12 protein-coding genes are annotated in these 12,028 nt (G+C 73.3%); 4 read left to right on the forward strand and 8 right to left on the reverse strand.

The annotated features are described in order from the left end of the window. Window positions 1-68 precede the first annotated feature (68 nt). Complete coding sequence (gene ligD, locus IF20_RS29515; RefSeq protein ID WP_110944646.1) at window positions 69-1,154, reverse strand: non-homologous end-joining DNA ligase; 1,086 nt, start codon at window positions 1,152-1,154, stop codon at window positions 69-71. A gap of 106 nt (window positions 1,155-1,260) precedes the next feature. Here ligD and IF20_RS29520 point away from each other — a divergent pair, with 106 nt between their 5' ends. Continuing rightward, the gene (locus IF20_RS29520) at window positions 1,261-2,334 is read left to right on the forward strand and encodes an ATP-dependent DNA ligase (RefSeq protein WP_052868419.1); all 1,074 of its coding nucleotides are present in this window, start codon (window positions 1,261-1,263) and stop codon (window positions 2,332-2,334) included. 32 nt (window positions 2,335-2,366) lie between these two features. Here IF20_RS29520 and IF20_RS29525 read toward each other — a convergent pair whose 3' ends face one another. After that, window positions 2,367-2,957: a cysteine hydrolase family protein gene (locus tag IF20_RS29525; RefSeq protein ID WP_052868420.1), complete on the reverse strand. Its 591-nt coding sequence runs from the start codon at window positions 2,955-2,957 to the stop codon at window positions 2,367-2,369. A 132-nt stretch (window positions 2,958-3,089) separates the two neighbouring features. Here IF20_RS29525 and IF20_RS29530 point away from each other — a divergent pair, with 132 nt between their 5' ends. Continuing rightward, window positions 3,090-4,082 (forward strand): GlxA family transcriptional regulator, encoded by a 993-nt coding sequence (locus IF20_RS29530; RefSeq protein ID WP_052868421.1) that lies wholly within the window; start codon window positions 3,090-3,092, stop codon window positions 4,080-4,082. 147 nt (window positions 4,083-4,229) lie between these two features. Here the strand turns inward: IF20_RS29530 and msrB are convergent, their stop codons facing one another. The 4 genes from msrB to IF20_RS29550 all read right to left on the reverse strand — a co-directional run bounded on the left by msrB (window position 4,230) and on the right by IF20_RS29550 (window position 8,112). Then, window positions 4,230-4,637: a peptide-methionine (R)-S-oxide reductase MsrB gene (msrB, locus tag IF20_RS29535; RefSeq protein ID WP_052868422.1), complete on the reverse strand. Its 408-nt coding sequence runs from the start codon at window positions 4,635-4,637 to the stop codon at window positions 4,230-4,232. 42 nt (window positions 4,638-4,679) lie between these two features. Beyond that, window positions 4,680-6,077 carry a UDP-N-acetylmuramate--L-alanine ligase gene (gene murC / locus IF20_RS29540; protein WP_052868423.1) on the reverse strand — a complete coding sequence of 466 codons (1,398 nt, stop codon included), beginning with the start codon at window positions 6,075-6,077 and terminating at the stop codon, window positions 4,680-4,682. A gap of 128 nt (window positions 6,078-6,205) precedes the next feature. Next, window positions 6,206-6,877 carry a response regulator gene (locus IF20_RS29545; protein ID WP_052868424.1) on the reverse strand — a complete coding sequence of 224 codons (672 nt, stop codon included), beginning with the start codon at window positions 6,875-6,877 and terminating at the stop codon, window positions 6,206-6,208. Next, on the reverse strand, window positions 6,874-8,112 hold the full coding sequence (locus IF20_RS29550; protein ID WP_052868425.1) for a sensor histidine kinase: 1,239 nt from the start codon (window positions 8,110-8,112) through the stop codon (window positions 6,874-6,876). Before IF20_RS29550 ends, IF20_RS29545 begins: the two co-directional genes overlap by 4 nt. Before the next feature lie 267 nt (window positions 8,113-8,379). On the opposite strand from IF20_RS29550, the gene IF20_RS29555 reads away from it, so the two are divergent. Beyond that, complete coding sequence (locus IF20_RS29555) at window positions 8,380-9,453, forward strand: ABC transporter permease (protein WP_052868426.1); 1,074 nt, start codon at window positions 8,380-8,382, stop codon at window positions 9,451-9,453. Window positions 9,454-9,508: 55 nt separating this feature from the next. After that, complete coding sequence (locus tag IF20_RS29560; RefSeq protein WP_052868427.1) at window positions 9,509-10,189, forward strand: ABC transporter ATP-binding protein; 681 nt, start codon at window positions 9,509-9,511, stop codon at window positions 10,187-10,189. Window positions 10,190-10,482: 293 nt separating this feature from the next. Here the strand turns inward: IF20_RS29560 and IF20_RS29565 are convergent, their stop codons facing one another. Together IF20_RS29565 and IF20_RS29570 are read right to left on the reverse strand one after the other, a co-directional pair. Continuing rightward, complete coding sequence (locus IF20_RS29565; protein ID WP_407702567.1) at window positions 10,483-11,043, reverse strand: collagen-like triple helix repeat-containing protein; 561 nt, start codon at window positions 11,041-11,043, stop codon at window positions 10,483-10,485. Between the two features lie 182 nt (window positions 11,044-11,225). Next, window positions 11,226-12,011, reverse strand: coding sequence for a pyrimidine reductase family protein (locus IF20_RS29570; RefSeq protein WP_052868428.1), 786 nt, complete (start codon window positions 12,009-12,011; stop codon window positions 11,226-11,228). Window positions 12,012-12,028: the final 17 nt, after the last annotated feature.

Raw genomic sequence — 12,028 nt, forward strand, 5'->3', positions numbered from 1 at the left:
GGGGTGCGGGAGGCGCCGCACGAGAGTGGGCCGAAAGGCCGCCCCTGAGAGCCGGCCGATGCCCCGCCTCAGTGCCGGGCGCGGCTCGGCTGGACGCGGGTGGGCTCGCCGGGCATCTTCGGGTGGTCGGGCGGGTAGGGCAGGTCGCCGAGTTCGGCATCGCGCTCGGCGAGTGCGAACACGGGCTCCAGTCCGAAGGCCTGGTCGGCCATGTCGGCGTGCACGTCGCCCCGTTCCGCGTACCGGGCCGGCATCGTGGCCAGGTCGAAGTCGAGCGGCTCGGCGTCGTCCAGCTCGTCCCAGCGCAGCGGCGCGGACACCGTGGCCTGCGGCCGGGGCCGCACCGAGTAGGCGGAGGCGATGGTGCGGTCCCGCGCCATCTGGTTGTAGTCCACGAAGACCCGGGTGCCGCGCTCCTCCTTCCACCAGGCCGTGGTGACCTGGTCGGGCATCCGGCGGGCCAGCTCGCGGCCGAGCGTGATGGCCGCGCGCCGCACCTCGGTGAAGGTCCAGCGCGGCTCGATCGGCACGTAGACGTGCAGGCCGCGACCCCCGGAGGTCTTCGGCCAGCCGCGCAGCCCGAGCTCGTCCAGGAGCGCGTGCAGCTCGTGTGCGGCCCGTACGGCGTCCGCGTAGTCGGTGCCCGGCTGCGGGTCGAGGTCGATGCGCAGCTCGTCGGGGTGGTCGGGCCGGTCGCGGCGGACCGGCCAGGGGTGGAAGGTCAGGCAGCCGAGGTTGGCCGCCCAGAGCACGGCGGCGAGTTCGGTGGGGCAGATCTCGTCGGCGGACCGGCCGCTGGGGAAGGTGATGTGCGCCGTCGGGAGCCAGTCGGGCTTGTTCTTCGGGGCGCGCTTCTGGAAGAACGATTCGCCGGTGACGCCGTCCGGGTACCGCTCCAGGGTCGTCGGCCGGTCGTGCAGCGCGCGGAGGATGCCGTCGCCGACGGCCAGGTAGTACTGCGCCACGTCCAGCTTGGTGAAGCCGCGCTCCGGGAAGTAGACCTTGTCCGGATGCGACAGCCGTACGGTACGGCCGCCGGCCTCGATCTCCGTCGCCGCGCCGCCCGCACGCTTTCGGCTGCCCTTCGCGCCGCCTTCGGCGTCGTTCGCACCCTTGGCACCGCTCGTGGCTCCGGCGCCACCTGAACCGCCCATGAGCGCCACGGTAAGGGCACCCGGGTGGGGGCGCTCGTCGGGCGCCGGCCGCGCGGCCGGGTGCACTCGTCGGGCGACATGTGGGACGTACGAGCACAATCGAGGCATGGATCTCCCGGTGATGCCACCCGTGAAGCCGATGCTGGCGAAGCCGGCGGCGAAGATCCCGCCCGGCATGCAGTACGAGGCCAAGTGGGACGGCTTCCGGGCCATCGTCTTCCGGGACGGCGACGAGGTGGAGCTCGGCAGCCGTACCGGCAAGTCCCTCACCCGCTACTTCCCCGAGCTGGTCGAGGCGGTGCGCGCCAATCTGCCCGCGCGCTGCGTCCTCGACGGCGAGATCGTGATCGCGCGCGGCGACCGGCTGGACTTCGATGCGCTCACCGAGCGCATCCACCCCGCCAAGTCCCGGGTGGACACGCTGGCCGAGCGGACCCCGGCCGGCTTCGTGGCGTTCGACCTGCTGGCGCTGGACAACGAAGCGCTGCTGCGCACGCCCCAGAAGGAGCGGCGGGCGCGGCTCACCGAAGCGCTGCGGGGCGCCGAGGCCCCCGTGCACCTCGCACCCGCCACCACGGACCCCGATGTCGCGGCCGAGTGGTTCACGCAGTACGAGGGCGCGGGGCTGGACGGCGTGCTCGCCAAGCCGCTGGACATGCCGTACCGGCCCGACGAACGGGTCATGGTCAAGGTCAAGCACGAGCGCACGGCGGACTGCGTACTGGCCGGCTTCCGCTACCACAAGAGCGGCCCGGTGGTCGGCTCACTGCTGCTGGGCCTCTACGATGCGGCCGGCGCGCTGCAGCACGTAGGCGTGTGCGCCGCGTTCTCCATGAAGCGCCGCGAGGAGCTGGTGGCGGAGCTGGAACCGCTGCGCATGGAGTCGGCGGCGGGCCACCCGTGGGCGGACTGGGCGAACGCCGAGGCGCACGAGTCCGCGCGGATGCCCGGCGCGCCCAGCCGCTGGAGCGGCAAGAAGGACCTGTCCTGGCTGCCGCTGCGCCCGGAGCGCGTCCTGGAGGTGGCGTACGACCACATGGAGAACGAGCAGCGCTTCCGGCACACGGCCCAGTTCCGCCGCTGGCGCCCGGACCGCGCCCCGGAGAGCTGCACGTACGCCCAGCTGGAGGAGCCGGTGCGGTACGACCTGGGGAAGGTACTGACGCGCACCGTGCAGTGAGGCCGTGCGCAGGCCCACGGGCCGCCGAAACGTCACGCCAGGTCGGCGCCCTTCGGTACGACGACGCCGTAGAGGTCCCCGATCGTGGCGAGCGCACTGTGGTGGATCTGCTCGGCGGTCAGCTCGGTACCGCCGCCCGTCAGGGGCCGCGTGGCGCAGGCGTCGGCGACGACGGTGGGCGCGTAGCCGCGCAGGAACGCACCTTCGGCGGTGAAGGTGACGCACATGTGCGTCATAAAGCCGGCGATGATCACGTCCTTGCGACCGGCGGCCTCGATCTGCTGCTGGAGGTCGGTGCCGTGGAACGAGTTCGGCGCGTGCTTCACCACGACCGGCTCCCCGTCCACGGGGGCCACGTCGGGGTGGACGGCGCCGATCTCCGCACGGATGTCGTACGGGGTGTCCGGACCGCCGTCGTGGACGACGTGGACGACCGGCGTCCCCGCCTCGCGCGCCCGCGCCAGCAGCGCCGCCGCGGCGTCCAGGGCGGCGCGCCAGCCGGTCAGCTCCATCACGCCCCGCGTGTAGGTGTTCTGGAAGTCGACCATGATCAGTGTGGCGTCGGCGAGGGACGCCGGGGTCTCGTCGAATCCGTTGACCTGGCGCAGCGTCGTCGTAGGCATGGCAGAAGCCCTTCTCAGGCGGGGTGTTGGGGCGCCGGCCGCCTGGCGGCGCCGACGTGTTCGACGCTACGATCCGCGCGCTGATGTCTGCAATGTCATCCGACTTGCAGATCCGGACACCCAGGGGGAAGCGTGGCCGCACCGAAACGCCTCGTCGTCATCGTCGTCTTCGACGGGGTCGACCTGTTGGACATCACCGGCCCGCCGGAGGTGTTCGCCCTCTTGCAGCGCGAGGTCGACTCCGACACCGGCTACGAGGTGCTACTGGCCGCCGAGACCGCGGAGCCGGTCACCACCGCGGCCGGCGTGCGGGTCCTGCCCGACACCACGTTCGAGGAGGTGACCGGCCGGAGCATCGACACGCTCCTGGTCCCCGGCTCCGTCCGCATCGACGCCGACCGGCGCGTGACCGCCCTGGCGGACCCGGCCGTCACCGCACGCGTCGCACAGCTCGCGGGCGCCGCGCGCCGCATCGCCTCCGTGTGCGTCGGCGCCCACCTCTTGGCCGCCGCGGGCCTGCTCGACGGGAAGCGCGCGACCACGCACTGGTCGACCGCCCGCCAGCTCGCCGCCGACCACCCCGCCGTCACCGTGGACGCCGACCCGATCTTCATCCGCGACGGCGCCGTGTGGACCGGCGCGGGCATCAGCTCCTGCCTGGATTTGTCCCTGGCCCTGGTCGCCGAGGACTTCGGCGAGGCCGCCGCCCTTCGGGTGGCCCGCCAGCTCGTGATGTACCTCAAGCGCCCCGGCGGGCAGAGCCAGTTCTCCGTACCCCTCGAACCGGTCTCCCCGACCCGCCGCATCGAGGACCTGCGGCAGTACATCGGCCGCAACCTGTCCCGGCCTCTCGGCCTCGCCGACCTGGCCGCGTACGCCCACGTCTCCGAGCGGCAGCTCTCGCGCATCTTCAAGGCCGACCTCGGCACGACACCGGCCGCCTACATCGAGTCCGCCCGCGTCGAACTCGCCCGCAACCGGCTGGAGTCGACCGACGAGACCCTCGAACGCATCGCCGCGACCTGCGGCTTCGGCACCGTCGACACCCTCATCCGGGCCTTCCGCCGCCAACTGGCGACCACGCCGACCGAGTACCGCAACGGTTTCCGGTACGCCGCGCGGTGAAGCGCGGCGCAGCCTGCCGCCGGCCGACTCCCGCACCCGCCCGGCGGCAGGCTACGAGGCACATGCGAGCGAGGCCCCGCCTCTCGGGCAGGGCCTCGTCACTCACCTGCGGGAAGCGGGCCCGGGCCGCTCGGCCGGCCCACGGGCTCAGCCCTCTTCCGGAGCCAGCCGCAGCGAGATGGAGTTGATGCAGTAGCGCTGGTCGGTGGGGGTGGGGTAGCCCTCGCCCTCGAAGACGTGACCCAGGTGGGAGCCGCAGCGGGCGCAGCGCACCTCCGTACGGACCATTCCGTGGCTACGGTCCTCCAGCAGCTCGACGGCGTCGGAGTCCTTCGGGTCGTAGAAGGACGGCCAGCCGCAGTGGCTGGCGAACTTCGTGTCCGAGCGGAACAGTTCGGCGCCGCACGCCCGGCAGGAGTAGACGCCGGGCGTCTCGGTGTCGGTGTACTCGCCGACGAAGGCGGGCTCCGTGCCGGCCTCGCGCAGGACGTGGTACTCCGCGGGGCTCAGCTCGGCGCGCCACTGCTCGTCGGGCTTGTCGATCTCGTAGGCCATGGTCTCGCTCCTTCGGGCCGGTGGGTGTCCGGTGGGGCCGCCTCAGGCGTCGAGGCGGGCCAGGATCTCGGGTCCCAGCTCCGTCACGTCACCCGCGCCCATGGTCAGAACAAGGTCACCCGGGCCTGCCATTCCGGCGATGACCTCGGGGATCGCGGCCTTGTCGTGCTCGGCGGTCACCGTCGCGCCGGCCGCCTCGGCGGCCTTGACGATCATGTCGCTGGTCACGCCCGGGATCGGGTCCTCGCGGGCCGGGTAGATGTCCAGGACCACGGAGGCGTCGGCCAGCGCCAGCGCCTGGCCCATCTCGCGGCCCAGCTCCTGGGTGCGGGAGAAGAGATGCGGCTGGAAGACGACGAGGACGCGGGAACCGGCCGCGGCGCCGCGGATCGCCTCCAGGTCGGCGGTCATCTCGGTGGGGTGGTGCGCGTAGGAATCGATGACCTGGACGCCCTTGGCCTCGCCCTTGAGCTGGAGGCGGCGCTTGACGCCGGTGTACGAGCCGAGGGCCGATGCCAGGTTGTGCGGCGGGAGGCCGAGCGCGGTGCCGGCGGCGAGGGCCGCGACGGCGTTGAGGGCGTAGTGCCGGCCGGGCACCGAGACGGTGAAGGTGAGGACCTTGCCGTTCGCGAGGGTGACGGTGACCTCGCTGGTCAGCCCGCGCTGGTTGATCTTGAAGACCCGTACGTCGGCGTCCTCGGCCTCGCCGTACGTGACCACCTGGACGTCGGCGCGACCGGCGAGGCGGGAGGTCAGCTCGCGGGCGCCGGGGTGGTCGGCGGAGACGACGAGGGTGCCGCCGGGGCGGACCCGGGCCACGAACGTCTCGAAGGACTCGTAGATCTCCTCCATCGAGGCGTAGTTGGCGTGGTGGTCCAGCTCGACGTTGAGGATGATCGCGACTTCCGGGGCGTACTTGTGGAAGCTGCGGTCCGACTCGTCGGCCTCGGCCACGAAGATCTCGCCGGCGCCGTGCCGGGCGTTGGAGCCGGGCGCGTCGAGGTCGCCCCCGATGGCGTACGACGGGTCGAGACCCAGGGTGGTGAGCGCGACGGCCAGCATGGAGGTGGTGGTCGTCTTGCCGTGCGTGCCGGCGACGGCGATCGGGCGGGCGCCGTCCATCAGGGCGGCCAGCGCGTCGGAGCGGTGCACGACGGGGATGCCTCGCTCGGCCGCCGCGGCCAGCTCCGGGTTGTCGGCGCGGATGGCGGAGGAGACGACGACGCTGGTGGCGTCCGCGCCGAGATGCTCGGCGGCGTGGCCGATGTGGACCGTGGCGCCGGCCTCACGGAGGGCCAGGACGGTCGCCGACTCCCGGGCGTCGCTGCCCGCGACGGCGGCGCCGCGCTGCGCCAGGATCTTCGCGATGCCGGACATGCCGGCGCCGCCGATGCCGATGAAGTGCGGTCGGTCCATCGCGGCGGGGATGCCGGGTGCCATCGTGACGTCTCCCTGGTCGGTCTGCTCGGCCGGCGGTCGCCGGCGGGCTTGTCGGTCGGGCTCGATTCTCGCACCCCGCACCGACAAACCCGGCCGCGGCCGGTCGGCACCCGCCACCACGGCGCGGATCAGCGCCGGACGATCCCCTGCGCCGTCGCCGCCGCGACCGCGGACGTGCGCGAGTCGACCCCCAGCTTGGTGTAGATGTGCACGAGGTGGGACTTCACGGTCGCCTGGCTGAGGAAGAGCCGCTTGCTGATCTGCGCGTTGGACAGGCCGTCGGCGACCAGTTGCAGCACCTCGGTCTCGCGGCGCGAGAGCGCGGCCGCCGGAGTGCGCATGCGGTCCATCAGGCGCAGCGCGACGGCCGGCGCGAGTGCCGACTTCCCCGCCGCTGCCGTGCGGACGGCGGCGGCCAGCTCCTCGGGCGGCGCGTCCTTGAGGAGGTAGCCGGTGGCGCCTGCCTCGATGGCGGCGAGGATGTCGGCGTCCGTGTCGTACGTGGTGAGCACCAGGACGCGCGGGGCGCCGTCCCGGGCGGTGATCTCCGCGGTGGCCTGCGGGCCGCGCATCTCACCGGCGAACTGGAGGTCCATGAGGACCACGTCGACGCCGGGCCGGGCCGCGAGCGCCACGGCTTCCTCGGCGGTGGGCACGTCGGCGACCACTTCGAAGTCCGGTTCGGTCTCCAGTACGGCCCGCAGCCCGGCGCGTACGACAGGGTGGTCGTCGGCCAGCAGGAGGCGGATGCGGCCGCCTTCCGGTGCGGCGGGACTGCCGGTGTACGGGGCGTCGGTCACGTGCGGTCCTGTTCGGAGGGGCCGGACGGCGTGGTGGCGGTGGACGGGTGCGCGAACGGCAGGGTGACCGCGACGGCCGTGCCCTCCCCCGGCGCCGATTCGACCACGAAGGTGCCGTGCAGAGCCCGCGCCCGGGCACGCATCGCGGCAAGGCCGAAGCCGGAGCCTTCGGTGTCGGTGCCGGGCGCCGGGACCGCGTCGGGCCGGAAACCGGCGCCGTCGTCCACGACATCGAGGGCGACCTCGGTGTCCATGTAGCTGAGGGTCAGTTCCACCCGTTGTGCCGCGGCGTGCCGCACCGTGTTGGCCAGCGCCGACTGGGCGATACGGAGCAGGGCGACCTCCTGGGCGGTGGGCAGCCCCGCGGGCGTACCGGACACCTGGCAGTGCACGGCCAGCCCCGAGGCGCGTGCCGTGGTGGCGCACAGCCGTTCCAGGGCGGCGGGCAGCGAGCTGTGGTCCAGGCCCGGCGGGCTCAGGGCGTGCACGAAGCGGCGGGCCTCGGCGAGGTTGTCGACGGCGGCCTCGCGGGCGTGCCGTACGTGGCCGAGGGCGTCTCCCGGCCGGTCGGGCAGGGAGCGTTCCGCGGCGCGCAGCAGCAGCTGGATGCTGGACAGGCCTTGGGCGAGGGTGTCGTGGATCTCGCGGGCCAGCCGTTCGCGCTCGGCCAGGACGCCCGCGGTGCGTTCGGCGGCGGCCAGCTCGCCGCGGGTCGCCGTCAGCTCCTCGACGACACGGCGGCGCTGCTCGCTCTCCCGGTACAGCGCCTGGTACCCGAGGACGACGGCGACCGCGACGGCCGCGCCGAGGGCGGGTCCGAGCACCGTGCCCACGGTGAGTGTGCCGGCGTGCCACCCGAAGCCCCCGACGGCCACGGCGGTGGTGGCCGCGACGAGCGGCAGCGCCCACCTCAGGGGCAGCAGGTGGAGCTGCACGAAGAAGAGCGGGAAGGCGAGCCACACGCCGTCCGGGGTGAGCAGGACCAGGGTCGCCCATACGGCCAGTACGGCGGCCAGCCAGAGGGCTGCGGCGGCCGGTGCCGCGGAGACCTTGGGGAGTACCGGACCGAGCGCGTACACGAGGGCGAGCACGACCGTCGCCCCGATGACGGCCGGCGCGTCGGGCGTGTGCGCGGCGGTCGCGCGGGCCCCGGCGAGCGCCAGCAGCGCGGCGACCATCAGGTGCAGGCAGAGGCGCAGCACACGGAGTACGGGGGTGAGGGAGTGCGGGTTCACGTGCTCATTCCGGTCGCGTACTCGTGCGGCGCGTCACCGCGCTCCTACGAAGCATCGATCCGCCCCGAAGGGGCCGGGCCGATGCCCCTCAAGGCTAGGCGGAGCCCGCCCCTCAGGCATCAACCGAAAGATTGACCGTTCCTGCCCCCTTCCGATCCGCGTGAAGCCCTCCACGGCGCGATGCCCGGGACACCCCGGCCCGGCGAGATTGGACGACAGCCGCCGGGCACCGGGCCCGGCACCGTACGCAAAGGACATCCGAGGGCCGTGTTCGTCGCCTGGAGAGATCTGAGGTTCGCCAAGGGCCGGTTCGCCCTGATGGGGACCGTCATCGTGCTGATCACCGTGCTGGTGGGGCTGCTGTCCGGCCTGACGGCCGGCCTGGGCCGGGAGAACACCTCGGCGATCACCGACCTGCCCGCCGACCGCCTCGTCTTCTCCTCCCCCGCCGGGGGCGACGACGTATCGTTCGCCGACTCGCACGTCAGCGCGGAGACGGCCGAGCGCTGGGCCGCCGTACCCGGGGTCGAGCGGGCCGAGCCGCTGGGCATCGCCACCACGAAGGCCGAGTCCGGCGCACGGAACGCGGCGGTGTCCGCCTTCGGAGTCCGCCCCGGCTCCCGTACGGCCCCGGACGCCCGGCGGATCGCGACCGGCAGCGCCGTGCTCTCCCGGAAGGCCGCCGAGACACTGGGCCTACGGGCCGGCGACCGGCTCGCACTCGCCGGGCAGCGCCTACAGGTGGCCGCCGTCGCAGGCGAGGGGATGTACAGCCACACCCCCGTCGTGTGGCTCTCCCTCCACGACTGGCAGCGGGTGAGCGGCGGCACGAAGGGCTCGACCGTCCTCGCCCTGAACACCCGGGCCGCCGCCGGCGACCTGGCGGCGGCCGACCGACGGCTCGGCACCAGAACAGTGACTCCCACCGACGCCCTGCAGGCCATCGGCTCCTACACCGCCGAGAACGGCTCGCTCCAAATGATGCGCGGCTTCCTCTTCGTCATCTCGGCGCTGGTCATCGGAGCGTTCTTCACCGTGTGGACGATCCAGCGCAGCGGCGACGTGGCCGTACTGAAGGCGCTCGGCGCCTCGACCCGCTACCTCCTCAGGGACGCGCTGGGACAGGCCGTCGTCCTGCTGGCCCTCGGTACGGGCCTGGGCACCGCACTCACCGTCGGCGTGGGCGCGGCGGTCGCCGGCGCCGTCCCCTTCGTACTCGACCCGACCACCGTCCTCGTACCGGCGCTGATCATGATCGCCCTGGGCGCCCTGGGCGCCGCGCTGGCCGTCCGCCGCATCACCTCCGTAGACCCGCTGACGGCCCTGGGAAGCGCCCGGTGACGCCCGACCATCACCCCGACCCCCGCATCGCCCCGAAGCCCCCGTGGAGCGCCCCGTGAGCCTCGATCTGACCGACGTCACCCTGACCTACCCCGACGGCGACACCCGCCTGACCGCACTGGACGCCGTCTCACTCCACGTGCCGGCCGGCACGACGACCGCCGTCATCGGCCCCTCGGGGTCCGGCAAGTCCAGCCTGCTGGCGGTGGCCGCCACCCTGATCACCCCGGACCGCGGCACCGTCACGATCGACGGCGTACCCACCACCGGGCTGAGCCGCGCGCAGCTGGCCTCGCTCCGCCGTGACAAGGTCGGCACCGTGTTCCAGCAGCCCAACCTGCTGCCTTCCTTGACCGCGGCCGAACAGCTCCAGGCGATGGCCCACCTGGCCGGTCGATCACCCCGCAAGGCGGCGTCACGAGCGCGCGACCTCCTGGCCGCGGTAGGCCTGGCCGACCTCGCCGGCCGCCGACCCCACCAGCTCTCGGGCGGCCAACGCCAACGGGTCAACATCGCGCGGGCCCTCATGAACGAGCCGGCCGTCCTCCTGGTCGACGAACCGACCAGCGCCCTGGACCAGGAACGCGGCACGGCCGTACTGAACCTGCTGACCACCCTCACCCACGAACGCGCCACAGCCACCGTGCTGGTCACCCACGACCACACCCACCTGACCGCAGCAGACACCGTCGCAGAGGTCCTGGACGGCAAACTCGGCACACCACTGGCCATGTGACGGCGGACAGCAGACCGCTCAGCGGCACCCCTTCCGGCCCTGTTTTTCACCCACCACGACGGGAGGGGGCGGGCCGCAGCGGTAGGGGGCCCGGACGTAAAGCGAAGCAGTCCGGACCCCCTGCCGCGGAGGACCGACCCCGTGACGCCAAGCCCCGCGCAGCGGACCCCGCCCGCCGCAGGCGAAACGGCGCCGCACCCGCCAAAAAGTCAGACGCCCCCGCGGCAGCAAACAACCCCGCACCCGGCAACGACAGGCAAGGGACACCAACCGCCCCTCAGGACCTCAGGACCTCAGCCCTCCGCCCGCTCGTCCCGCTCCCCTGCCGGCTCCCCCGCCGGCCCCGGCTCACCCGCCGGCCCCAGCTCCCCTGCCGACCCCGCCGACCCCGCCGGCCCCGGCTCACCCGGCGCATGGGAAAACAGCTTCAGCACAGGCACGCCGACCTTGTGCCGAGCGCGCGAGGCCCAGTCCCGGTGGAAGAACTCCTCCACGAAGTGCGGCGCGGTCAGCACGATCACCTCGTCGGCCCCCGTCTGGTCGACCACCGACCGCAGCAGGTCCAGCGGGTGGTTCTCGACCACCTGTCCGATGGCCTCGGCGCCCGCGTTCCGGAGCTGTTGCAGCGTGTACGACAAGGCGCGCTCCGCAGGCGGCTCCGCCTCCTCGCCCTCGGGCTCGTCCCCCTCCCGCACCGCCTCGTCGAACTCGCCGAGGGCGACGTCGTCGATGGCCCGCAGCAAGACGTCCTGCTCGCCGCGCGGCTGCATGAGGACGACGAAGGAGACCTCGTCGTCGCCGTGCAGCGTGGTGACGAACTCCACGTCAGCGGGCGTCAGAGGCTTCTCGATCATCAATACGCTCGTGAACACGACGCGTGCCCTTCTTCTCCGCTTCATGGGCCGCCCGGGGGAACGGCCCGACAGAAACCATCCTGCCCCGCCGAGGAGCGGGGCCTTTGTCCTTCAGTGTGCCCAATGGAAGCTAAGCGGAACGAAGAATTCCGCCGATCGCCGAGGACGCTCGATGAAACGGTTCACGGCCGCCGGTAGCGGGTGAACAGGAACCCGTCCTCCTCCAGCACCGACACCAGCCGGAACCGCTCCGGCACCGCCAGGCCCGGCGCGTTCATGATCCGCGGCGCGTCTCCCGCCGCCACCAGCGGCGCCAGCGACAGGCACAGCTCGTCCAGCGCGCCGGCCGCGGCGAACTGGCCGAGCAGCCGCGGTCCGCCCTCCGTGAGCAGCCGGGTGAGCCCCCGGTCCGCGAGCGCGCCGGTCACCCGGGCGGGGTCCACCCCCGCGCCCTCGCCGACGAAGACCACCTCGGCGCCGGCCGCGCGCGCCTCCCGCACCCGGTCCGCGTCGGCGCCCGCGCCGGTCAGCACCACGGTGGGGACCAGCGGCTGCGTGAAGAGCGGCAGCGAGAAGTCCAGGTCCAGGCTCGCGGTCACCACGGCGATCGCCGGGGCCGGACCCTGCCCGGCCGCCGCCCGACGCGCCGCGAACGCCTCCCGCGCCTTCGCCGGCCGGTACCCCTCCTTGCGCACGGTCTCCGCACCGACCACCACCGCGTCGGCCAGCCCCCGCAGCACCCCGAAGATGCGCATGTCGGCGTCGCTGGAGAGCGGCTGCGAGCGGCCTTCGTGATGCGCGGCGCCGTCCACGGAGGACACCATGTTGGCGCGCAGCCATCCGTGTGCCGCCGTGCCCGCGTCCGCCGCACCCGTCCCTACCGGGTACGCGTAGGCCTCGGCCAGCTCGTCCAGCGTCCATTCCCGTTCGTCCATCCACTCCCGGTACCCCTCGGACGGCGATGACATCACCGCTTCGGCGGCCC

This window comes from Streptomyces niger (assembly GCF_000718305.1).
Classification (GTDB): Bacteria; Actinomycetota; Actinomycetes; order Streptomycetales; family Streptomycetaceae; genus Streptomyces; species Streptomyces niger.

Bases quoted from the DNA above. Each gene is read 5' to 3' on its own strand.
- IF20_RS29525 (WP_052868420.1), bottom strand. From the start codon at position 2,957: ATGCCTACGACGACGCTGCGCCAGGTCAACGGATTCGACGAGACCCCG.
- IF20_RS29570 (WP_052868428.1), bottom strand. From the start codon at position 12,011: ATGTCATCGCCGTCCGAGGGGTACCGGGAGTGGATGGACGAACGGGAA.
- murC (WP_052868423.1), bottom strand. From the start codon at position 6,077: ATGGCACCCGGCATCCCCGCCGCGATGGACCGACCGCACTTCATCGGC.
- IF20_RS29520 (WP_052868419.1), top strand. From the start codon at position 1,261: ATGGATCTCCCGGTGATGCCACCCGTGAAGCCGATGCTGGCGAAGCCG.
- IF20_RS29565 (WP_407702567.1), bottom strand. From the start codon at position 11,043: ATGATCGAGAAGCCTCTGACGCCCGCTGACGTGGAGTTCGTCACCACG.
- ligD (WP_110944646.1), bottom strand. From the start codon at position 1,154: ATGGGCGGTTCAGGTGGCGCCGGAGCCACGAGCGGTGCCAAGGGTGCG.
- msrB (WP_052868422.1), bottom strand. From the start codon at position 4,637: ATGGCCTACGAGATCGACAAGCCCGACGAGCAGTGGCGCGCCGAGCTG.